This window comes from Salegentibacter lacus, from assembly GCF_020164555.1.
Lineage (GTDB): Bacteria > Bacteroidota > Bacteroidia > Flavobacteriales > Flavobacteriaceae > Salegentibacter > Salegentibacter lacus.
The window spans coordinates 151,122-174,058 of the sequence record NZ_JAIQZB010000007.1; the positions used below are offsets into that span (position 1 = coordinate 151,122).

The 22,937-nt window shown below is 38.5% G+C and carries 17 protein-coding genes; 1 reads left to right on the forward strand and 16 read right to left on the reverse strand.

The features are described 5' to 3' along the window. Window positions 1-225: 225 nt before the first annotated feature. From LB465_RS07475 to LB465_RS07550, 16 genes are all read right to left on the reverse strand, one after another. Window positions 226-885: a uracil-DNA glycosylase family protein gene (locus LB465_RS07475; protein WP_224468820.1), complete on the reverse strand. Its 660-nt coding sequence runs from the start codon at window positions 883-885 to the stop codon at window positions 226-228. A 291-nt stretch (window positions 886-1,176) separates the two neighbouring features. Continuing rightward, on the reverse strand, window positions 1,177-4,626 hold the full coding sequence (locus LB465_RS07480; protein ID WP_224468822.1) for a pyruvate carboxylase: 3,450 nt from the start codon (window positions 4,624-4,626) through the stop codon (window positions 1,177-1,179). Between the two features lie 420 nt (window positions 4,627-5,046). Beyond that, a complete protein-coding gene (locus tag LB465_RS07485; RefSeq protein ID WP_224468824.1) occupies window positions 5,047-8,535 on the reverse strand; it encodes an Ig-like domain-containing protein in 3,489 nt (1,162 codons plus the stop codon). A 351-nt stretch (window positions 8,536-8,886) separates the two neighbouring features. Beyond that, the gene (locus LB465_RS07490) at window positions 8,887-9,609 is read right to left on the reverse strand and encodes a response regulator transcription factor (RefSeq protein WP_224468827.1); all 723 of its coding nucleotides are present in this window, start codon (window positions 9,607-9,609) and stop codon (window positions 8,887-8,889) included. Between the two features lie 4 nt (window positions 9,610-9,613). Then, complete coding sequence (locus LB465_RS07495; RefSeq protein ID WP_224468829.1) at window positions 9,614-11,185, reverse strand: sensor histidine kinase; 1,572 nt, start codon at window positions 11,183-11,185, stop codon at window positions 9,614-9,616. 64 nt (window positions 11,186-11,249) lie between these two features. Further along, window positions 11,250-11,843: a dephospho-CoA kinase gene (gene coaE / locus LB465_RS07500; protein WP_224468831.1), complete on the reverse strand. Its 594-nt coding sequence runs from the start codon at window positions 11,841-11,843 to the stop codon at window positions 11,250-11,252. Next, entirely contained in the window at window positions 11,840-12,796 is a 957-nt protein-coding gene (locus LB465_RS07505; RefSeq protein WP_224468833.1) for a CdaR family protein, read from the reverse strand. The genes coaE and LB465_RS07505 overlap by 4 nt, the downstream gene beginning before the upstream one ends. Then, window positions 12,789-13,796 carry a glycosyltransferase gene (locus tag LB465_RS07510; protein ID WP_224468836.1) on the reverse strand — a complete coding sequence of 336 codons (1,008 nt, stop codon included), beginning with the start codon at window positions 13,794-13,796 and terminating at the stop codon, window positions 12,789-12,791. Before LB465_RS07510 ends, LB465_RS07505 begins: the two co-directional genes overlap by 8 nt. Before the next feature lie 109 nt (window positions 13,797-13,905). Further along, complete coding sequence (locus LB465_RS07515; protein WP_224468837.1) at window positions 13,906-14,733, reverse strand: enoyl-ACP reductase FabI; 828 nt, start codon at window positions 14,731-14,733, stop codon at window positions 13,906-13,908. Window positions 14,734-14,801: 68 nt separating this feature from the next. Then, complete coding sequence (gene recN / locus LB465_RS07520) at window positions 14,802-16,454, reverse strand: DNA repair protein RecN (protein ID WP_224468838.1); 1,653 nt, start codon at window positions 16,452-16,454, stop codon at window positions 14,802-14,804. 160 nt (window positions 16,455-16,614) lie between these two features. After that, a complete protein-coding gene (porD, locus tag LB465_RS07525) occupies window positions 16,615-17,502 on the reverse strand; it encodes a type IX secretion system protein PorD (protein ID WP_224468839.1) in 888 nt (295 codons plus the stop codon). Continuing rightward, window positions 17,495-18,700: a bifunctional phosphopantothenoylcysteine decarboxylase/phosphopantothenate--cysteine ligase CoaBC gene (gene coaBC / locus LB465_RS07530; RefSeq protein ID WP_224468840.1), complete on the reverse strand. Its 1,206-nt coding sequence runs from the start codon at window positions 18,698-18,700 to the stop codon at window positions 17,495-17,497. The genes porD and coaBC overlap by 8 nt, the downstream gene beginning before the upstream one ends. Before the next feature lie 5 nt (window positions 18,701-18,705). Next, window positions 18,706-19,041 carry a DNA-directed RNA polymerase subunit omega gene (locus LB465_RS07535; RefSeq protein ID WP_224468841.1) on the reverse strand — a complete coding sequence of 112 codons (336 nt, stop codon included), beginning with the start codon at window positions 19,039-19,041 and terminating at the stop codon, window positions 18,706-18,708. A 13-nt stretch (window positions 19,042-19,054) separates the two neighbouring features. Beyond that, a complete protein-coding gene (locus LB465_RS07540) occupies window positions 19,055-19,879 on the reverse strand; it encodes an outer membrane protein assembly factor BamD (protein WP_224468895.1) in 825 nt (274 codons plus the stop codon). Between the two features lie 319 nt (window positions 19,880-20,198). Then, entirely contained in the window at window positions 20,199-21,077 is an 879-nt protein-coding gene (dapA, locus tag LB465_RS07545; RefSeq protein ID WP_224468842.1) for a 4-hydroxy-tetrahydrodipicolinate synthase, read from the reverse strand. A 200-nt stretch (window positions 21,078-21,277) separates the two neighbouring features. Next, window positions 21,278-21,976 (reverse strand): hypothetical protein, encoded by a 699-nt coding sequence (locus LB465_RS07550; protein ID WP_224468843.1) that lies wholly within the window; start codon window positions 21,974-21,976, stop codon window positions 21,278-21,280. 202 nt (window positions 21,977-22,178) lie between these two features. Here LB465_RS07550 and LB465_RS07555 point away from each other — a divergent pair, with 202 nt between their 5' ends. Continuing rightward, window positions 22,179-22,937 (forward strand): 5'-nucleotidase C-terminal domain-containing protein, encoded by a 759-nt coding sequence (locus tag LB465_RS07555; protein WP_224468844.1) that lies wholly within the window; start codon window positions 22,179-22,181, stop codon window positions 22,935-22,937.

A 22,937-nucleotide genomic window follows, 5' to 3' on the forward strand; every position in this document is an offset into this window, starting at 1 on the left:
TAGATTCAGGGTTTTTGTTTTTATATATTCGTCACCCCGAATTTATTTCGGGGTCTAGATTTAAATGAGATTCTTCGGTTATATTGTTGTTAGATGCTGAAATGAAGTCTTCGGTTCCATTCATGTTAGATGCTGAAATAGAAATCAGCATGACGGATGACTCATCACTCCGAACCTGCCCCAACCTTCAGGCGGGCAAGTTCAACATGACGTGAAACCATAAAATCAAAACCACCCCTTATACTGCATAACCCTGAAATCTATAGTATTAAAATCTTTATCTTTTTGCTTGAGTTGCTTGTAAAGTTCCATACTGCCAATAGCCCGGTTGGCGGAACCGGAAGGTGCGGTTAGCGATACGGTTTTGATAAGGCGGCCGTCCAGTATAAATTGATGTACCCTGGGAACTTCATTAGAAATCACTTTCAACCGGATATCACTATCTATCTTTTTTAAGTGTCTTCGGAAAAAATATTCAGGACCGTTTTTAGAATTTCCGCCGGTAAAAAGTAGCGTGTCGATTTTTGTGTTTTCTTTTAAAATTCCAATCATATTCCTAAGCTCCACCTCTTGCATTCCAAGATCTGAAGCGTCTATTTTTTCCCTTCGGCTGCTTTCTACCATATCGCAAATGCCTATCCCCCGTTTTTTTAGAAATTCCTTACGCTGTCTCACAGCCTCTTCAGTAGTTTCGAATTTAAGATCGAGTTCAAAGATATTATCGAGTACAATCCATAAGAGTCCATCACGGCTTCCATAACAAAAATCAACGTCACCTTCCTTAAATTGCCCTTCTGTAAACCGTGGTGGCGGTAAAGTACCAACGATCAGTTTTGTAGCGTTTTCTGGGATAAAAGGTTCATAGGGATGCGTGTGGTGAAACATTTTGCTTCGCGTTTTTATGTTTGGGGTTTGTTGTTTGGTGTTTATACTAAATATTTTAAATATAAAATTGTCTTACTTTTTCTTTTTTGCATTGCCCAAAAAAGAAACAAAAAAGTCTAGGCTTACGAAACTTTAACTAGATTTATTGCTCAACCACTAAATTTTAGGAACTCGCCAGCGTAATAGGTTAAACTTCAAAAATCCGTTTGGCTCAAACAGCCTAAAATTTTACGTGGTTTTCGCTTCAAATCGGACGTTAAACTTTCGATAGGCCAAAAATTTGGTTACATTTTATTTAAGTTTAATTACTAAATCATCGGCAAAGACCATGGTGCTTTCCTTGTGAATTATTTCATCTATTTCGCCGTCTTTTGTGGCGGTGATGGTGGTTTCCATTTTCATCGCTTCAATCACAAATAAAGGTTCGTTCTTTTTAATCTTCTGTCCTTTTTCGACTAAAACTGAAGAAATAGAACCTTGTATAGGTGCGCCGACTTCCTTATCATTTTCCTTATCTATTTTTTGATGCACTACCTTTTCTACTTTAACCGACTTATCCTGAATTTTCACCGTCCTGGTTTGTCCGTTTACTTTAAAGAACGCATCAACGAGTCCGTCTTCATCTGCGGTTCCTACAGAAAGGAATTCAATAAGCAAAGTTTTTCCCTTATCCATTTCCACCGTAATCTCTTCGCCGGGTTGCATTCCGTAGAAAAAATTAGGACTGGGGATATTCATCACTTCTCCAAATTTTCGGTAATGATTAAAATATTCGGTAAATACTTTTGGATATAATTTATAGGAAAGGAAATCGGTCATTTCCAGTTTTCGGCCCATTCCTTCCTTAAAAATATCGCAGAAGTCTTTAAATTCTTTTTCAAAATCTATAGGCTCTAAATGCGCATTAGGCCTATCGGTATACGGTTTTTGGCCTTTTAGAATGATCTTCTGCACCTCAGCCGGAAAACCACCGTGAGGTTGCCCTAAATCGCCTTTAAAGAAATTCACTACCGATTGTGGGAAAGAAAGGTTTTCGCCTTTTTCCATCACATCTTCTATACTCAGGTTATTGCTCACCAGGTATTGCGCCATATCGCCCACCACCTTACTGCTTGGTGTAACTTTTATAATATCGCCAAAAAGTTTATTTACTTTGGAATACATGGCAGTGATCTCGTGGAACCTGGATGCTAAACCTAAAGACTCGGCCTGGGGCTTAAGATTGGAATATTGCCCACCGGGGATTTCGTGTTTGTATACATCAGCAGTCCCGGCTTTAAGTCCGCTTTCAAACGGAAAGTAATATTTTCTCACCGCTTCCCAGTAATGCGAGTATTCGTTGAGCTTTTCCATATTGAAATCGGCTTTACGCTCACTGGATTGGGTCATTTCCACGAGGGAATTGAAGTTAGGCTGCGAGGTAAGTCCGGAAAGTCCACCCAGCGCCACATCTACAACATCTACCCCGGACTCTATCGCTTTTAAATAAGTAGCCGCTTGTATAGACGAAGTATCGTGTGTGTGCAAATGCACGGGTATATTTATTTCTGATTTTAATGCGGAAACCAGCTCGCCGGCAGCATAAGGTTTTAGCAGACCCGCCATATCTTTTATCGCCAAAATATGTGCCCCGGCATTTTCAATATCTTTTGCCAGCTGAAGATAATACTCCAAATTATACTTACTGTTTTTGTCAAGTATATCACCGGTATAGCAAATTGAAGCTTCGGCAAGTCCAGAAGTGTTTTTGCGCACATATTCTATACAGGGCGCGATCGATTTCATCCAGTTTAGGGAATCAAAAATCCTAAAAATATCCACCCCATTTTCCCAGGCTTCCGCTACAAATTTTTCGATTAAATTATCGGGATAAGCGGTATAACCAACACCGTTAGAACCGCGCATTAGCATTTGCAGCAGTATATTCGGCATTGCTTTACGCAGTAATTGCAGGCGTTCCCAGGGATCTTCATTTAAAAATCTGAGGCAAACATCAAAAGTAGCACCGCCCCAAACTTCCATACTAAATGTTTCAGGATGATTTTTGGCATAACCTTCAGCCACTTTCAGCATATCGATACTTCGCATCCTGGTGGCCAGCAAACTTTGATGCGCATCCCGAAAAGTAGTATCGGTAAAATGAATTTTCTTTTCGTTTTTTAACCATTCGGCAAATTTCTCCGGACCGAGTTCGGTAAGCAAATCTTTGGTTCCTTTTGGATAAGCTGCGTGCGGATCAAACGCAGGAACTTCAGCTTTAATAAGTTTTGGTTTTTCTTTTACGCCTTTTACATCTGGATTTCCGTTTACCACAACATCGCCAAGAAATTCAACCATCCTGGTAGCGCGGTTACGGGTTTCCTTCAGCTTAAAAAGATCAGGATTATTGGCGATGAAATTTACCGTAACACTTCCATCTCTGAATCTCTCATGTTGAAGAATATTATCTAAAAATGGAATATTGGTTTTTACTCCACGAATTCTAAATTCGGCCAAAGCCCGGCGCATTTTCCGGCAGGCACCATCCAGGGTTCTCCCACTAGCGGAAACTTTTACCAGCATAGAATCGAAAAATGGCGAAATAGTCACGCCCTGGTACAAACTCCCGGCATCAAGCCTAATTCCAAATCCGGAAGCACTTCTATAAGTGGTAATCGTACCATAATCGGGCTGAAAATCGTTTGCTGGATCTTCGGTAGTAATCCTACACTGTAGGGCAAAACCGTTGGTGCTAAGTGAAGCCTGATCTTTAATTTTTATCTGTTCGTCGCTCAACTTATATCCGCCGGCAATAAACAACTGCGCTTTAACCAGGTCTATTCCGGTTACTACTTCAGTAACGGTATGTTCCACCTGAATTCGTGGATTCACCTCGATAAAATAGATACTTCCATCATGATCTACCAGAAATTCGACTGTTCCAATATTATTATAATTCACCGCTTTACAAATATTCACGGCATATTCATAAAGTTTCTCCTTGGTGGTTTGATTAAGATTATACGAAGGTGCAAATTCGATTACTTTTTGATAGCGGCGCTGCACTGAGCAGTCCCTTTCAAAAAGGTGAACCATATTGCCGTGGTTATCTCCCACGATCTGGATCTCTATGTGTTTGGGGTTTTCAATGAATTTTTCTATAAAAACAGTATCATCCCCAAAAGCGTTGAGCGCTTCCCGTTTAGATTCTGAAAAAGCCTTTTTTAATTCGGATTCCTCGCGTAATACACGCATTCCACGGCCACCACCCCCGCTGGCAGCTTTCAGCATAATGGGATAACCAATTCTATTAGCTTCTTCTATGGCTATATCCAGGCTTTCGAGTTCCTTCTCGTTACTCTGAATCACGGGAACATTATTCTTAACCGCTACTGTTTTCGCGGTGACTTTATCGCCCAAACTCTTTAAAACCGATACTTCGGGACCAACAAAAATAATATCGTTGTCTTTACAGGCCTGTGCAAGATTAGCATTTTCAGAAAGAAATCCGTAACCGGGATGAATGGCATCGGCACCCACCTTTTTGGCGAGGTTGATAATGGCTTCTATATCCAGGTAAGGTTTTAAAGGCTCCTTATCGGGCCCGATCTGGTAAGATTCATCAGCTTTGTAACGGTGGAGGGAGTAGCGATCTTCGAAGGTGAAAATCCCTACGGTTCTAATTCCTATTTCGGTGCAGGCCCTAAAAATTCGAATCGCGATTTCCCCACGATTGGCCACCAATACTTTCTGAATCTTCATCTTTTTGGTTTAAATAGTTAGCAATAATCAGTTGTTGCTGAAAACTATTAAAACATTCAGAGGAATGAATGATTTTTTATGCTAAATTTTATATAAAAGTTTTTGTCAGTTGTGGGTTGTCTGTTGTGGAGTTCTCAGTTCCCGGTTTTCTGTTTTCTGTTTATTGTTTGTGGTTTCGGGTTTGTTGTTCAGCCACGAATGCACTAATATATTTTATTCCACAATCTCTGGCCGTCAGTTCCAGTAGCGGTATTGGAGCTGAAAGCGGAAATACCGCTGTATCGAGAACCGTTGTAAGTTCTAACTGTATTGCACTTCTCGATACTTCCTCCTCCCGTCGGAATCGAAGTGACTGGTAACTCCAAACAACAACCCCTCCCAACTGAGACTGCTCACTTAAAAAGTGCCTACTTAAAAAAACTATCTTTTAATAATCGCTCGTTTGATCATTACACCTTCATTGGTGAAAATCTGTAGGGTGTAGACCGATTCTTCAACGCCCTGGATGGTCATCCTGTAAAAGCGGGCATTGGCGTTGTAATTCTGTTGCAGAATGTACCGCCCCCGGGAATCGAACACTCGTATATACTCAATAGACATTCCTTCGGGAGTGGCGATGGTGAAAATACCGTTATTGGGATTTGGGTAGAGAAAAAGAAATTCAATTCCGTCCTCTTCCGGAATCTCACAGGATTCGCCGTTTACCTTAACCTGGATATTTCGCTCAGTTACATTTCCACTGGCGTCTTCAACCTCAACATTCACAGTATTTGCACCTATATCTTTACAGGTGAAAACCGATTTACCAAAACGAAAAATAAGTTCCTCGCTGCAGTTATCTTCGGCTAGAATATCGGTTTCTTCCAGGTAGGCGAAACCTTCGGGGTTTAGTGTGAGTTCTACCAGGTTTGTATCGATCTCTGGTGGAAGTTCATCGCTAACATCTACATTTATCATACAACTGCCGGTTTGCTCCCCGGAATAATCTAACTGAATAATAGCAGTGCCCAAATCTTCGCAAGTAAAATTTAACCGACTTGCAGTCGGGTTAATTCCGCTGGCGTCACCGGTGTAGAGATCCTGGAGGTTGAGATTGGCCTCGCCGTTTTCATCAAGAAAAACTTCAATATTTTCCCGGCATTCAAACTCTCCTGAAGCTTCGTCACGCACTTCCACCGTGGTCTCGCAGGAATCTATATTCCCGGCATCATCCCGAACGGTTAAAGTTACTGGCACCTCCCCTATATCGGCGGTAGTAAATTCTGTCTGACTTAATGCCCAGGAAACAATTCCGCAGTTATCGGTTGAATTATCGTCCAGATCTTCGGGGTTTATGCTTGCGGTGCCATTGTTATCTAAATTCACTACATAACCGGAAACGCAATTTGCTACGGGTAAAATATCATCCAACACCAAAACTTCGGTAGGACAACTGCTACTTAAGCCTGTATCAGGATCTGTAGCGGTTAAAATCACGGTATTCTCGCCAAGATTGGAACAATCAAAATCTTCGATATCTGCACTTAACACCAAATTTCCCCGCTCGCCAGCAAAAATATCTTCAGGATCTAAAGTGGCCTGCCCATTTGCATCGAGGAAAACCTCGTGATTTACACAATCTATTTCCGGTGCGTTGGGATCTATGGAGTTTATTGTGATTGTAACTATTGCTGTGTTAGAATTAACTTCCCCATCGTTTGCATTGTAAGTGAAGGTATCTACTCCTGAAAAACCGGGAGCAGGCTCGTATGAAAATGAACCGTCAGAATTAAAATCTAAAGTTCCATTTTGAGACCCATCCACCAAAATTGCAGTTAAAGGATCACCATCTGCATCTTCATCATTTCCTAAAACACCGGGTGAACTTATATTTAAAATCTCGTCCTGATTTGTTGTGTAATTATCATCATCGGCTAAGGGTGCAGAATTGACTGAATTAACTGTAATGGTAACTGTTACTTCACCCGAAAATTCTTCGCCATCATATGCCTCATAAGTGAAAACATCTACTCCAGCAAAACCTGGATCTGGTTCGTAAGTAAATGAACCATTGGAAGCAAAACTAAAATCCCCATTTGCAACAGTTAGCCTTAAATGTGCGGTGAGGTTATCCCCGTCAGGATCATTATCATTTAATAGCACACCCGGTGCAGATATCGTAAGTATTCCACCCTGATCTACTTCGTAAATATCATCTTCAGCATCAGGAGGGCTGTTTTGCTGGGTTACCACCAAATCAAAAGAACAAACATCAGAAACATTTCCCGCTTTATCGGTAGCAGTTATGGTAACCGTTGTATTTTGGGTTATGGTTTCTGATTCCTCAGGAGTTTGTGAATATGTTAGACTTTCTACACCGCAATTATCACTAAAACTGACTTGACCATTGTCAATATAGTCTGGAACAACAAAACCGCTTGGAACTGTAATATCATCTTCCACACAAATATCTCTAACCGGTTTAGTTTGATCCCAGGTGGAAATAAAAGTATCTCCGCTGGCCGGGGTATTATTGCATTCGGCATCTTCGCCAACATTTGCTGCGACACTAACTTCTGATACTAAACATTCTTCATCAATTTCTAAATTTGCAGTAAAAATATTCGGTAAACGGTTGTAAAATTCAATATCAAAATCAAGATAAATATCAGGTATAGGACCAAATATTGTATCAAATATTTCTCCTGAAAAGTATGCATTCAACACTAATAATTTACCACAAGAATCTAAAGCTAAATCTATAGGTAAATCTATGTTATTAGAAATTGATTCAATATAATTTCTGGATTCATCGAATACTTTTATCTCGTATTCATCATTTTCGATTCCCTCAACTATATCCGGGAAAACATCTAATAAATTCTCGGGGTTTTGTTGAGCAAGTAAAAATTGTCCAATACTTATTTCTTCGCCCAAATCGGCTATATAAATAAATCCTGAATTATTGTCTATTACAATACTTCCTGGTGATCCTAAATTATCATCTGCACCTTCTAGGATATCAATAAAATTTTGCTCTGAATCAAACACTAAAACTCTACCGTTATCACCTCCAGCATCACTAACATATACATTCAAATCATCATCTACAGCAATTCGGTAGGGATTATTGAATTCATATCCGTTATCCCCAATGAATCGGACATAATCACCATTCGAATAATAAATTTTAACCGAATATCTGTCGAATTCATCTTGTGAAGGTCCATTGTAAGCATCTGTCACATATAAATTATCTTCAGAATCAAATGCTAATCCTATTGGACCATAGAAGTTATTTTCACTACTTCCGGCATTACCGCTTCCAATTGTTCTACTTGGTAAAAAATTTCCGTCGGGAGAATAAACTTTTATTTGGCGCGCTTGACCGTTGTCTGCTACGTATAAATAATCCTCACTATCAAATGCAATATCTAACGGACTCTCTAAATCATCACCGTTATTAAAAGTGCTTCTATTTCCATCTAAATCATATTTAATTATTCCATTTCCAAAAGTAAGTACGAATATTTCTCCTATACTATTAGTAGCAACTGAAAGTATTACTCGATCAGTCTTAGCTTCAATATTTGGCGCATCTGCCAGATTCACCTCAAAATCATCAACATCATAACTCTCTATCCATTCAAATTCGGGAGTTGTTACAAAAAAATCAGAAAGGGTTCCATTATCCACATTAATGTCAGATTCCTCAAAACCAGTAATTGGTTCTTCAAATTCAAAAGTTAAGGGAATAGTTTGTTGCTGAGTGAAAACAGGCCCTTCATCTCCATTACTGGAAATAGTAATTCCTTGCCCAAACCCAAAAGAAAAATTCAGTAAAAAAAAGAGTAGAAAAAACGCAGTAGTAGCACCAAACGGCTGTAGCCGAAAAATAAAACCGGGATGTGTTGAGTAACAATGCTTCATAGCCGGATATTAGCGCCTCCGGCAGTAAAGATAAATATTGTGGCGTGAAAGATTTAAAAATTACGTTAATTATACGGATTTCCGTAATTAAAACAAGGCATAAAAATACCAGACCAATTAGTGATCGAGAGAGATTTGTTAAAAAAATTCCGGGTAGGAAAACAATGAGAATGACTTTTTGGATATTAAAGTCTCTTCGCTACGTGCTGCCCCGAAGCTTCGGGGTATTTCATCATCTAAGTTCTTTACAACCTAGATCCTGAAACAAGTTCAGGATGAAGGTAAACAGTAAAGAGACTAAATTAAATATTAGTCACTCTCATTATTCCCGGAAACTGAAATTACCTTGCTTTATGCTTCGGCATTTTCGTTATTCTTTACCACCAATCTAAATCCTTCACCGTGAATGTTTAAAATCTCAACATTCTCGTCTTTCTTAAGGTATTTACGCAGTTTGGCGATATATACATCCATACTTCTGGAGGTAAAATAGTTATCGTCTCTCCAAATTTTAGTAAGCGCCAGCTCTCTTGGCATCAAATCGTTTTCGTGCAGGGCAAGTAAACGCAACAACTCGTTCTCTTTTGGAGAAAGTTTTTGCGGCTCCTCTTCTTTAAAGGTTAAGAACCTTAGTTTAGAGTTAAGGTGAAAACCACCAATCTCGAACTCAAATTGCTTAGAATCTGCCACGCTATCTGTAGCTTTACGCTGCATAATCGCTTTAATCTTCATAAGCAATACTTCGCTGTCAAAAGGTTTGTTAAGGTAATCGTCTGCCCCAACTTTATAGCCTTTAAGCACGTCTTCTTTCATCGCTTTGGCGGTAAGGAAGATAATTGGGATTTCTTCATTCTTCTCCCTTATCTCCTTAGCCAGCGTAAAGCCGTCTTTGTAAGGCATCATAACATCAAGGATACAAAGATCGAAATCGTCTTTTTTAAACTTTTCAAATCCTTCCATTCCATTTTTGGCGTGCGTTACTTCGTAATCGTTCATCGCCAAATAATCTTTTAAGACTGTTCCAAAGTTTGGATCGTCTTCTACTAACAAAATTTTCTTGTCTTCAGTTTCCATATATTTAAGATATTAGAGGTAATTTAATTATAAATGTGCTTCCTTTTCCTTTTTCGCTTTCTACCGAAACCTGCCCGTGATGGTCTTCTATAATTCGCTTGGCATAAGCCAAACCTAAGCCGTGTCCTTTCACGTTATGGATATCGCCGGTATGTTCGCGATAAAATTTTTCAAATATTTTCTTTTGAACCAACTTGGTCATTCCCGCGCCCTGGTCGCGAATTTTAAGAATGATGTAGTTCTTTACATTTTCAGTATAAATATCAATTTTAGGCTCCTCGGGTGAGTATTTCACCGCATTGTCCAGCATATTCACCACTACATTGGTAAAGTGATCCTGGTTTGCTAAAATTGAAGAACGCAATGCTCCAAAATGTGTGGTTACGTAACCGCCGCGATCTTCTACAATAAGTTCTACGTGGGCAATGGCATCTTCTACCAACTCATGTAGCTGAATTCTTTCTTTTTTAAGGTCCAGCTCGTTTCGTTCCAGTTTAGAAATTCGTAATACATTCTCTACCTGGGCGTGCATTCTTTTATTTTCGTCACGAATCATCTTAAGATAGCGCTTTTTCTTTTCTTCGTCGCTGCTAACCTTCGGGTTTTTAATTGCATCTAAAGCCAGGTTTATAGTGGCAATGGGTGTTTTAAACTCGTGGGTCATATTATTAATAAAATCGGTTTTGATCTGTGAGATCTGCCGTTGTTTTATTAATTGAGATAATGCGCTGGAATATGCAATTACAATAATAAGAGTAAAGATAATCGATAATGACGCCATTAAAGTAATAGACGAGAGCACTACCTTTTTCTTCTCGGTAAAATTAACCAGCAACTGGTAATTACTATTGCCCATATCGTCTGCAAAAAGCGGAACCCCATAAGTGGCGGGGTGACTTAGGGAAAAATTATCGCTGTGTAGATTTGTAGAAATACTATTGCTATAAACGCCATATTCAAAATTTGAATTGATATCGCGATTGCTCAATTCCTGGGCTAAAAGTCTTTCTATAGTAGCTTCGTTCACTCTTTGGTGCAGCGGAAGCCTACTGGTATGCTCGGCAATATATTCTTTAAGCAAATTCTTCTCGTATTCATCCATACGAATAATACGCTCTATTTGCTGCTGAGAACTAAGGCCACTGCCGTCTATATTATCGCGGTTATTCACAATACTGGTCACCTTTTTATTGATGAGCTTGGTGAACGGGATACTATCGCGGGCCGATTCTATAAAACCGGAAGAAACCTTGTAATCCTCTTCCAGAATGGCATCAGAATGAAACAAGGTTTGGTTTCTTAACTTGTTTTCGTTTACGTAAGAATATTCGGTAATTGTAGCAGATTCCAACCGACTGTTAGTACTGTCGGCATCTTTAAATTTCATCCAGTAATCTTCAATCTCCTGGTTTTCAATTTCATTAACCACTCTTAAGAGTACCTGTTTTACATCGTAGGTAAACTGTGCTTCTTTATCATCTACGGTGCTCTTAATCCAGTATCCCTGTACGAAAATAATACCGATAAGGGAGAGACTCATCAAGATAACGAGTAGTAAAAAAAGCTTTTTATTCATGTGCCCAAAAGTAAGATTTTAACATTTAGGGCTTGAAGCGTTTAACCAAATGTTAACAAAACTTCTACTTATTTTTACCTCGTTTTAAGAGAATCTCGTGTAATTCGTCAACCCGAGATTTTGTAAGGGCTAAATCGTGATTTTCAATTTCAAAATCGGCTAGTTTTTTCTTTTGTTCGTCACTCCATTGTTTAGCCATTCGGGCTTCAATTTCTTCAAGAGAACTATTGTCGCGTTGCTGTAATCTTCTTAGTTTTTCATCCCTACTTGCAGTAACTAAAATATTCACATCGCATTTTTTATAACCACCGGCTTCAAAAAGAATTGCAGCTTCGTAAAGTACGTAAACCGAATTTTGTTCGTTTTTCCAGGTTTCAAAATCTTTAGCTACGGCCGGGTGAATTATGCTATTAAGGGCTTCCAATTTATCTGATTCGTCAAATACTACGGAAGCGATATGTTTGCGGTTGGGAGTGTTACCAGAATAAGCTTTCTCGCCAATTAAAGCTACTACTTTTCCCCTGATTTCTGCTGAAGTTTCTAAAAGGCGTTTACCTGCATCGTCGGCTATATAAACCGGAATGCCTTTTTCTTTAAAAAAGCCCGCTACGGTGGTTTTGCCACTGCCTATGCCTCCGGTAAGTCCAACTATCATCATCGTTTTATTACAAATTGAATCTTACGTTCGTTTAGCCGAAGGTTTCTAACAAACGAAGGTGATTCTGCTATACTGGCTATAATAAAGTCGTCGCCGTCATCTATATCGTTAAAATCGCAAACCACTCTAAAATTATCGGCTTTCACCATTTCATATTGCTTTAAATTCACCTGGAAATACACTAATACTTCCTTCGGAAATATAGAAATATTGGTGTCTTCGGGTAAATTTAAAATTTCTACCGGCACCTTTACACTACCTTCAGTAAACTTCTCTACTTCCTGGCTATAGGTTACCTCATTATTATAGAAGCTCAACATTCCAAGGTTAGAAGTATCGATTTTCACCCTACCGGAAACATTGGTATTAATGTCGTTAATCTTTAAATAAACTGTATTTAAATTTTGCAGGGTGTCAATAATATCTTCGGGACCGCTAACCTGCACAGAGTCCGGTTGCAGACTTACTGGCTCACTGGCCGAATAACCCACTGCATAGCCTAAATCTATACTAGGCGTAACTTTTACCCATTTATTTTTCTTGGGTTGAAATTCTATCGCAAGGCTTTCCTGAATAAAACGAGCTTTTTCGAAATTGATATTTACCTGCTCTTCCAATACTTCGCGGTTAGCTTCAAAATTATAAACCAATTCGCCATCTTTTTCTGAAGCTTTGCTGAGATCTAATTTTACCTCGGGTCTAAAGATCTGGTAATACCAAATAGCAAAGCCTTTATCCTGAATTCGCATTTGTAAATTTCCGGGACGCTCTTTAGAAATACTTTTATCTATTGGAACATTTACATAAGAAACGGGAATATCTATTACCTGGGTATATTCTTTAGAAATTTGAACAAAAAACCAGATGAAGGAAGAAAATAACAAAAAGAACCCAAAGCTTTTTAAGCTGGATTTTTTAATAGAAATTCGTTTAAATCTTATGTTTTTAAACATTTTTAAAGAATAAATTTGGGAATTCGTGTTCCGGATCCTGTTTTAATATATGAATATGCCACAGGGATTTTATAAAACCGTACCCATACCCAAAAAATTGTACCAAAGTGGCGTAAACGGCCAGGAAACCAATTTCTAAACTTTTGTTTTTTATAGTGGCATCTGTGGCAATAATCACAAAATATAGTACATATAAAAGGAATAACCACCAAATTCCAAGCTTTAAAAGTAAAATAGCCATTAAAAATCCTAAACTAAAAACCGCCGGAAACCAGTATGTGATCTTTCCTGAGCCCGGATGCCATTTGTTTAAAATAGGCCTCACCATCCCAAATTTTTGCACCTGGGTATAAAATTTTGACCAGTCTATGCGGCGCTTATGAAACACCACGGCATCTGGAATTAAACATAATTTATAACCCAGTTTTTTAAGTCGAAGCGAAAGGTCTGGATCTTCGCCGGGATGAATTTTCCCAAAGCCGCCGGAAGCCTCAAAGGCTTTTTTTGAAATCCCCATATTAAAACTCCTGGGCTGAAAATCGTTTACAGAAGACTTTTTACCTCGAATCCCACCGGTAGTGAAAAAGGAGGTCATGGAGTAATCTATGGCTTTTTGAGTTTTGCTGAAAGAAGGATGGGAAGCATCCGGTCCCCCAAAACAATCACAGTAATCTTCCTGAAGAAATTTATCTACTTCCTGCAAGTAATTTTCAGGTAATAAAACATCAGAATCCAGGATAAGAAAGTAATTACCTTTGGCCTTTCGCATTCCGAAATTTCGAGAATCTCCGGGTCCGGTATTTTTTTTATAATAGTAGCTTATATTGAGTTTCTGCTGAAATTCTGTTGCGATTCCCCCAGCAGAGATACTGGAACCGTCTTCTACAATCACGATCTCGAAATCACGATCAAACTTTAGCTGAAGCATACTTTCTAACAATTCCCTAACCTCCCCGGGCCGGTTATAAACAGGAATTACAAAAGAATATTCCGGGTTCAAAATCTGAAGTTTTTAATTAATTACTAAATATAATTAAACCCAACTTCACCTTGAATCTATTTCAGAGTAAAGTTGGGCAAAGGCTTTTTAGTAAGCGGTTAAATATGTATTATTTATTCTCCTGCCCTTTTACGAAAGACTCCATCACTTCCTGGCTAACTCCCATATTTGAGAACCCACCATCATGGAAAAGGTTTTGAAGCGTTACTTTCTTGGTAAGGTCAGAGAACAAGCTTACAGTGTAATCAGCGCATTCTAACGCAGTAGCGTTACCAAGCGGTGACATTTTATCAGCGTAAGCAATAAAGCCGTCAAATCCTTTTACACCCTGTCCTGCGGTAGTTGGGGTTGGAGATTGTGAAATGGTATTCACTCTCACTTTATGATCTTTCCCAAAGAAATAACCAAAACTACGCGCTATAGATTCTAAAAACGCTTTGTTATCTGCCATATCATTATAATCGGGAAATACACGTTGTGCGGCCATATAGCTAAGCGCTACAATACTTCCCCACTCGTTCATCGCTTCTTTTTTGTAAAGTACCTGCATTGTTTTATGAAAAGAAACCGCAGAAATATCCCAGCCTTTATGGGTGAAATCGTAATTCTGATCAGTATAATGATTCCCTTTTCTAACGTTTACAGACATTCCGATGGCGTGAAGTACAAAATCAATTTTTCCGCCAAGGATCTCCATAGACTTTTCAACCAGGTTTTCCAGGTCTTCGATTTTTGTGGCATCGGCAGGAATTACTTCAGCCCCGGTTTTTTCAGCCAGTTCCTTAATAGTTCCCATTCTTAAAGCGATTGGAGCGTTGGTAAGTACAAACTCCCCGCCTTCTTCTTTAACGCGCTCAGCAGTTTTCCAGGCGATAGAATTTTCGTCTAAAGCACCAAAAATAATTCCTTTTTTTCCTTTTAACAGGTTATATGACATAGTGATCTAATTTTATTGGTTGTTTATTGAGGCAGTAAATATAACAAAATTACTTTCGGGACATAGTTTTAATCCAGTAGCGCACGTGCGTGAGCCCGCGCCGAATCTCCTATATTCTTACCTCCAAGCATCATCGCCAGCTCTTCTACCCGCTCGCTGTCTTTTAATTCCTCAATCTTGGTGGTGGTGGCATTCGCCGAATCTTCTTTAAATATTTTGAAATGACTGTTTCCTTTCCCGGCAATTTGCGGAAGGTGGGTAATGGCAATTACCTGCATCGCATTCCCCATTCGTTGTAAAATTCCCGCCATTTTCTGCGCAATATCTCCTGAAACTCCCGTATCAATTTCATCAAAAATAATGGTAGGAAGTTTGCTTTGCGCTGCAAGAATACTTTTTACAGCCAACATAATTCTGGAAAGTTCCCCACCGGAAGCTGCTTTTTTAATTTCCTTAAAATCGCCGCCTTTATTCGCAGCCAAATACCAGTTTAATTCATCCTGACCGTTAGCGAGAAAATTTGGAGCTTTTTTTAAATCTATTTTTAATCGGGCGTTAGGCATTCCTAAATCACCCAGTAAGTTTTCGGCTTCTTTAATAAAGGCCGGGACTATAGCTTTTCGTTTTTCGTGTAATTTCGTAGCAATAGCGCCCAATTTACTTTCCTGCTTTACAATTGCATTTTCTAATTCTGAAAGCGTATTTTCGGCATTTTCACTTACCGAAACTTTTTCCTGAAGTTCGTCCTTGATCTTCAGTAATTCTTCAATATTTTCTGCGGAATGTTTTTTCTGAAGATTATAAATCAACTGAAGTTTTTGATTTGTGGCTTCAAGTTCTTCAGGATTGGCTTCTACCCTGTCCAGCGCATCACTTACTTCTGAAGAAAGATCGTCAAGTTCTATAATCACACTTTCTATGCGCTGATGTAGATTTTCATAATTTGAGGATAAATTGGCAATTCTGGACAAAGAGGCACGAGCCTGTTTTAGGCTATCCAAACTTCCAATTTCTTCCTGCTCCAGTAAATTTAAAGCGGAACTTAAATTCTCAGTTAATTCTTCAACATTACTCAACTCCTCATAACGGGTTTCGAGTTCTTCCTGCATCCCGATTTCTAAACGTGCCTCTTCAAGTTCGTTCAGTAAAAATAAATTGTAATCGTATTCTTTAGTAGCCTGCGCCTGCTCTTCTTTTAATTCTACAAGACGCTTTTGTAACTTTTTATAGGCTTTTAGTTCGGTTTTATATTCTAAAAGCAAAGTTTCGCTATTGGCAATAGTATCAATTACCTGAAACTGGTAATCGTTATTTCCCAAACTTAAAGTTTCGTGCTGACTGTGGATATCGATTAAATATTCTCCCAGTTTATTCAAAGAAGTGAGTTTTACCGGCGTATCGTTTACAAAAGCGCGGGATTTCCCTGAAGCCAAAATTTCCCGCCTGATTATGGTATTTTCTTCATAATCCAGATCTTCAGAAACAAAGAAATCTTTCAGCTTATAATTAGAGATATTGAAACTTCCTTCTATCACGCATTTTTTGTCAGCATCACGAATGCTTCCGTAGTCGGCGCGGTTACCTAAGAGAAGTCCGAGTGCGCCCAACATAATCGATTTTCCGGCACCGGTTTCTCCTGTAATAATGGTAAATCCTTCCTGAAGTTTAATATTTATATCTTCAATTAAGGCGTAATTTTTTATGGATAGAGCTGTGAGCAATGTGAACTAAATTTGCGATAAATATACGGGAGAAATTACTCCTAATCAACAATAAACTTTCGTAAAGACACAAACAATAATAAAAGGAAAGATTTGGAATTTAGAGGCATCTGGATAGAAGGATAGCGTATTTAAATCTCGATTATGGAGTAAAAATTCTTTATTGCAGGTTTCTCCAGTTTCGAGCGTATCTTGGTGCCAGGCCGCTTAAAGTCTCACTTAAACCCGGACGATCAATTTCGGGGCCATCGCTAAAAATTTGGGTTACCTCATCAGCTTTAGCATCAAAAAAACTTCTAAGTAGTAAAGAATTTGCCCTCCTGGAATTCATTGTAGTTAAATTCTCAATTGCATCAGCAATAGCCAATTTTCCGGCTTCAGGATCTTTATGCATTACATCCAGTCCCATCCGGTGATATTCATATAAAGCAGTACGGTATTCAGCAAACATATTTGAGAGTAGATCAGAATTTAATCGAAAACGTGAGCTTTGCCCATCGGCACCACTCCAGCCAGTTCGGCCACTTTGTTGTGCGGTATTTACTATACGATTGGCTTCCTGGTAATATTCTGTGCCGCCTTCAGGAGCAAAAGTATCGGCGTCCATTCCTAAAATAGTGTAGACATAAAATGAAACTACGGAAACAAGGTTATTTGAAAAGGAATTCTGGCTGTAATTTAAAGGCTGGTATTCGCGATAATTAAAGCTGAATTGCGCATCGTTAAAATTTAATATCGGGCTAATCATACTAGATCCGTAAACCGGCCTTGAAGATTGCACCTGAATTGTTCCACTGAAAGATTCGCCTTCAAAATCGTTTATAGTGATAAACATACTACAGTTGATGCGTTCTTGAGGCTTAAATTCCTTATTTGTCCATGAAGTTTGGTTGACAAACTCGCGCAGCGAATTCTCTAAGGTCCTAAAAACTGAAAGGTTGCTTTGCCCGGTTTGATCGGTATTAATTACTATTTCACAACTGAGTTCCTGGGCGGCCACAAAAGGCATCCCGGTAACTAAAAGGATAATCAACAGTAATTTACGCATCTAACAAATGTACAATTTCGTTTAAAATATCGGTAGCGACCTCGGTCTTCGTTTTTAAATCAAAAGCCTTTTCGGAATCCTTATAGACCAAAGTAATTTTATTGGTGTCTTTTTTAAAACCTGCACCGGGATCGTTTAAAGAATTAAGCACGATAAAATCGAGGTTTTTCTTAACGAGTTTTTCCCTGGCGTGTGCCAGCTCATTATTTGTTTCTAAAGCAAAACCTATCAATTTCTGGTGGGTTTTCTTTTTGCCCATGGACAACAATATATCCTGGGTTTTGGTAAGTTCCAGGCTTAAGTTCTCTTCAGCCTTTTTAATTTTTTGTGCGGCAACGATCTTTGGTTTATAATCTGAAACCGCTGCAGCAGCAATAGCGACATCAACATTTTCAAAATAATCGTGTGCGGCAAGATACATTTCACGTGCGCTAACCACTCTAATTAAATTGATTTTTGGATCTTCAATTTCCAAATGTGTAGGACCTGAAACCAGGATCACCTCAGCTCCAAGCGCAGCCGCTTTTTTAGCGAGTTCAAATCCCATTTTTCCGCTGGAATGATTTCCTATAAAGCGAACAGGGTCTATGGCTTCATAAGTTGGGCCGGCAGTAATTAAAACTTTCTTTCCCTGCAAGGGTAGATTCTCTAAAAAATGCGTTTCAAGAAAACTGATTATTTCTTCGGGTTCTGCCATTCTCCCCTCGCCTTTTAATCCACTGGCAAGTTCACCGGTGCCGGCGGGAATCATAATGTTTCCGTAAGATTTTAGGCTTTCAAAACTCTTTTTGGTGGAAGGGTGCTTATACATATCTAAATCCATTGCCGGAGCAAAGAAAACCGGGCATTTCGCCGATAGGTATGTTGCGAGCAAAAAGTTGTCGCTGTTGCCCGATGCCATTTTGGATAAAGTATTGGCTGTAGCAGGGGCTAAAACCATAAAATCGGCCCAAAGGCCGAGTTCTACGTGATTGTTCCATTGCTCATCTTCATCATCTTCGGTAAAAGAAGAAAAAACCTCATTTTTAGATAAGGTAGAAAGCGTAAGCGGAGTAACAAATTCTTTTGCAGCCGGCGTCATCACAACTTTTACCTGTGCACCGGCTTTAATAAATAATCGTACTAAAAATGCAGATTTGTAAGCAGCGATACCACCGCTTATGCCCATAAGCACTTTTTTGCCTTTTAGTACAGACATCTTAATTAAGCTTCTGCTTCTTCAGAATCTTTAGTGTTACGGTAATAGATTTTACCATCTAACCATTCCTGGATAGCAAGAGCGTGTGGTTTTGGAAGTTTTTCGTAAAACTTAGAAACCTCAATTTGCTCTTTATTTTCAAAAATCTCATCAAGACTGTCGTTGTAAGTCGCAAATTCGTCAAGCTTCTCCAACAATTCTTTTTTGATCTCAGAATTGATTTGGTTTGCTCTTTTCGCAACCACTGAAATAGCCTCGTATATATTACTTGTTGGCGCGTCTACCTTGTTCTTATCGAAGGTAACTGTGTTAATTGGTGCGTCTGTCTTTTTAATATCCATCTTTCTTCTACTATTAAAAATTTTGTAAGCGTGATTTTATGTCTTCAGCTGAAGCTTCTATCGCTTCAGTATATTCGCCTTCCGGGTAATATTTTTTATATTCCTGGTAATATTCCAGGGCTTGTTTAAGTCGCTCTTCCATTAGATCCCTAAAACTGTTCACTGCCAATTGATAGGCCGAATCGAATCTATAATAATGAGCGTCTTCCCTAAAAGGAGACCCGGGATTATTAGAAAGGAAGTTTGTAAACGAGGTGATCGCGGCCTGGTAGTTACCGGCACGGGCTTCTCCTGTTAAATGGTATTGCTTAGCAATTTCATACTCCTTCTTTTCCAATTTTATACGTAATTCGGCAGCCATATCGTTGGCTTCCTCGGCGTGTTCGCCTTCAGGATACGTGTTTAAATAAGCCTGAAGTTCTGCAATTGCTTTATGAGTATCGGTTTGGTCAAGATCGTATCTTGGAGAAAGTTCGTAAAAACTTCTTGCTTTTTTAAAAGCTGCTTCTTCCACCTTATCACTATTAGGATAAGATTGCTGAAAACGCTCAAACTCGTAAGAAGAAAGGTAATAATCACCTAATTGGTAATAGGTATTAGCAAATAAGAAACTAAGTTTCTCTCCCTGTGGTTTACCGCGATACTGCGGAACAATCTGTTCAAACAACCTAAGGGCTTTGCGATACTTTTTCTTGCTATTTTCTTCCTGGGCTTCGTTGTATAACTCTTCAGCATAGGTATACTTCGCTCCGGCATCATCACTTTTAAGTAAGGTTTGATACTCCCCGCAGGACACAGTTAACATTACAACTGCTGCTAATAAAATTGCTTTCTTCATCATTTGTAAAAACATCTGGCAAAAGTACATTTTTCTTCAGTATAAAAAAAACTTTGTGTTACCGCCTTAGATAACCTTTTAACTCCCTTTTTATTATACTGAAAATGGGGAAATTAAGGTCCAAGCTGAAAAAATAAGACTGTCTGAAAAGAATTTAAATCGTCATTCTGAATTCATTTCAGAATCTAAAATGTTGATATTCAAAACATGTTAGAAGCTGAAACAAGTTCAGCTTGACGAAACCAAACTTTTCAGACAGTCTCTGTAATTAGTTTTTAAAATTCACTCGATATTCGAGATTTAAATACTCCCCACTAGTTTATTTAAAATTTTTCAGAAAATCTTCAATTTGCTGCTGAAGTGCAGGTGTAGCTTTCACCAATGGTAATCTTAGGTAATTTTGAATACTTCCTTTTAAAGCAAGTAAAGCTTTAATTCCGGCGGGATTTCCTTCAGCAAAAATCAAGTCTATAGATCGTTGCAATTTATAATGAAGTGCGTATGCTTCAGATGCTTTCCCTTCTAATCCCAGAGAAACCATTTTAGAGAATTCCGCAGGGAATCCTTGCGCTATTACCGAAATCACTCCTCTTCCACCCGCTAAGACCATAGGCAAAGTAAGCATATCGTCTCCTGAAATTACCAGGAAATTTTTTGGTACCAGGCTTATTAATTTCATTGCCTGTACCATATCTCCCGCAGCTTCTTTCACTCCAATTACATTATCGAAATCTCTCGCGATACGGTTTATTGTTTCCGGAAGCATATTAGATGCAGTTCTTCCCGGTACATTATAAAGTATCAAAGGAAGCGGTGAAGCGGCAGATACGGCTTTAAAATGCTGATAAATCCCTTCCTGGGTTGGTTTATTATAAAAAGGTGAGACCGAAAGAATAGCTTCGAAAGCAGAAAGATCTGTGACTTTTAATTCTTCACAAAGGGCGTAGGTATTATTTCCGCCCATTCCTAAAACAAGGGGCAGGCGTTTATTATTCTGTTTTACAACAGTCTCTATTACAAGCTGTTTTTCTTCTTTATTAAGGCTGGCGCTTTCGGCGGTAGTTCCCAAAACCACCAGGTAATCTACTCCATTTTCAATCTGGTTCTCTACCAGGTTTTCCAGTGCTTGTACATCTACAGATAAATCTTCCTGAAAAGGAGTTATCAAAGCCACACCGGTACCAATAAATGATTTCATTCTGTTTTAATTTTTTATGATAATCGAAAAGATTTATGCTATTTCGTCTTAAAACTGAAAAATGCAAAATTTTCGGGCGACAAATGTATTGATTTTGCCAATTTCAGAGACTAAAATTCACTTCTGTATTTAAAAGAAAAGCACATATTTAACAGCTTTGTTTTTTCTGTTAAAAAATAAACAGGAAAATCTTTAGACTTTTAAAGAAGGTTAAGCAAGCGCAGTTTTCGCTCTGGAGTAAGGAAGAAAAGCAAACTAGAGATTAAGCCGATATACCAGAGCAAATTACCGGTAATTAAAATAGCAGAATCCTTCATATAAAAATGCGATGAATCTCTAAAAACGTCTGAAAATATAAATGTAAGTACCAGCGTCACAAAATAAATTGATTTTTTAGAATAGGAATTCAAATAATAGATAAGAGAAATAATACCCATAATTAGCAAAATACTGTAGTAAGCTATGTAAATATCAAATTCAAGCTCACTACTCATAAATCTTTCTAGTTCAATCACGTGCGTTAACAGTAAATAGGTATTCACCGAAATTAGAAGAAAAAAATACACCAGTATCGTTTTACTGGCAGTCTCCATTCGCGTATGTTGCAAGGCTTCCCGGCTTAATCCAAAAAAAGCAACAAAATAAAAGAAGAGTGAAAAAAGACTCAAACCATTGGTATCAAAAAAGAAGCCGCTAATTTGGGCTAGAAAGAAAAAGATGAAAAAGAGGATCGCATTAAAACCCGCATTATTGTTAAGCTTTAAATAGATACCGGCAAGGCCGGTAACAAAAATAAGCTGGGTAGCCTGCATTAGCCAATCGGCTTCAGCTACCGCTGCGTATAAATTTACAGCCAGCAGCGGAACAAGTAATATAAGAATGTACTGAAATAGACTCATTTTCATTCAATTGCGGACCGAAAATATAAAATTCATGTTACCAATAATGCCCATTTCAGTAAAGCATTGCTATTTTTAGATATTTTAACCTGTTTTTCGACCAAAGGATTAATTATTCCGCTGAAATACCGCTAAATTTTCAAAAGCAAAACTTTAGTTGACCCGGATAATCTATTTATCTTTGACTTTTTAAGAAAATTAAATGAAAACATTTAGATTAAGTTTTTACCTGCTTCTCTCGGTATTCATTTTGAGCTGTAAAGGAAATTCAGTTGAAACAGCCGAAATTAAAAGCCAACGAATTGCTATAGACGAAAACATTGAAGCCGATCCCGAAATCGAAGAATTTGTAGCGCCGTATAAGGAACATCTCAATAAAACACTGGATAGTACTTTAGCCTATAACCCAAAGGATATGGTGAAAAGTGACGGCGACCTAAACACTGCTATTGGTAATTTAATGGCCGATATTGTGATAGCGCAAGCCAATCCTATTTTTAAAAGCAGAACGGGTAACGAAATAGATATGGTTTTGCTTAATCACGGCGGAATTAGATCTGGCTTAAATAAAGGAAATATTTCTTCAAGAAGTGCTTACGCACTGATGCCTTTTGAAAATGAAATCGTGGTAACTGAACTTTCGGGAGAAAAAATAAACGAAATGCTTTCGTACCTGGAAGAGGCAAAAACCGCTCATCCTGTTAGTGGAATCCAAATAGAGATGGACCAGGATTATAAAGTTACCAGCGCAAAAATAAACGGCGAAGAGGTTGATGAAGACAAAAACTATTTTGTGGCGACTTCAGACTATTTGCAGCAGGGTGGCGATAATATGAGCTTTTTTAAAGATCCAATCGCACTCTATAAAGTAGATTATAAACTCCGAAATGCGATTATAGACTATTTTAAAAAGGTTGATACTTTAAAAGTTGAAAAAGACAATAGGTTCATTAGAAAGTAA

What these genes read in the sequence shown, in the direction of transcription:
- LB465_RS07475 (WP_224468820.1), bottom strand. Translation starts at nt 885, where the DNA reads ATGTTTCACCACACGCATCCCTATGAACCTTTTATCCCAGAAAACGCT.
- LB465_RS07480 (WP_224468822.1), bottom strand. Translation starts at nt 4,626, where the DNA reads ATGAAGATTCAGAAAGTATTGGTGGCCAATCGTGGGGAAATCGCGATT.
- LB465_RS07485 (WP_224468824.1), bottom strand. Translation starts at nt 8,535, where the DNA reads ATGAAGCATTGTTACTCAACACATCCCGGTTTTATTTTTCGGCTACAG.
- LB465_RS07490 (WP_224468827.1), bottom strand. Translation starts at nt 9,609, where the DNA reads ATGGAAACTGAAGACAAGAAAATTTTGTTAGTAGAAGACGATCCAAAC.
- LB465_RS07495 (WP_224468829.1), bottom strand. Translation starts at nt 11,185, where the DNA reads ATGAATAAAAAGCTTTTTTTACTACTCGTTATCTTGATGAGTCTCTCC.
- coaE (WP_224468831.1), bottom strand. Translation starts at nt 11,843, where the DNA reads ATGATGATAGTTGGACTTACCGGAGGCATAGGCAGTGGCAAAACCACC.
- LB465_RS07505 (WP_224468833.1), bottom strand. Translation starts at nt 12,796, where the DNA reads ATGTTTAAAAACATAAGATTTAAACGAATTTCTATTAAAAAATCCAGC.
- LB465_RS07515 (WP_224468837.1), bottom strand. Translation starts at nt 14,733, where the DNA reads ATGTCATATAACCTGTTAAAAGGAAAAAAAGGAATTATTTTTGGTGCT.
- porD (WP_224468839.1), bottom strand. Translation starts at nt 17,502, where the DNA reads ATGCGTAAATTACTGTTGATTATCCTTTTAGTTACCGGGATGCCTTTT.
- coaBC (WP_224468840.1), bottom strand. Translation starts at nt 18,700, where the DNA reads ATGTCTGTACTAAAAGGCAAAAAAGTGCTTATGGGCATAAGCGGTGGT.
- LB465_RS07535 (WP_224468841.1), bottom strand. Translation starts at nt 19,041, where the DNA reads ATGGATATTAAAAAGACAGACGCACCAATTAACACAGTTACCTTCGAT.
- LB465_RS07540 (WP_224468895.1), bottom strand. Translation starts at nt 19,879, where the DNA reads ATGAAGAAAGCAATTTTATTAGCAGCAGTTGTAATGTTAACTGTGTCC.
- dapA (WP_224468842.1), bottom strand. Translation starts at nt 21,077, where the DNA reads ATGAAATCATTTATTGGTACCGGTGTGGCTTTGATAACTCCTTTTCAG.
- LB465_RS07550 (WP_224468843.1), bottom strand. Translation starts at nt 21,976, where the DNA reads ATGAGTCTATTTCAGTACATTCTTATATTACTTGTTCCGCTGCTGGCT.
- LB465_RS07555 (WP_224468844.1), top strand. Translation starts at nt 22,179, where the DNA reads ATGAAAACATTTAGATTAAGTTTTTACCTGCTTCTCTCGGTATTCATT.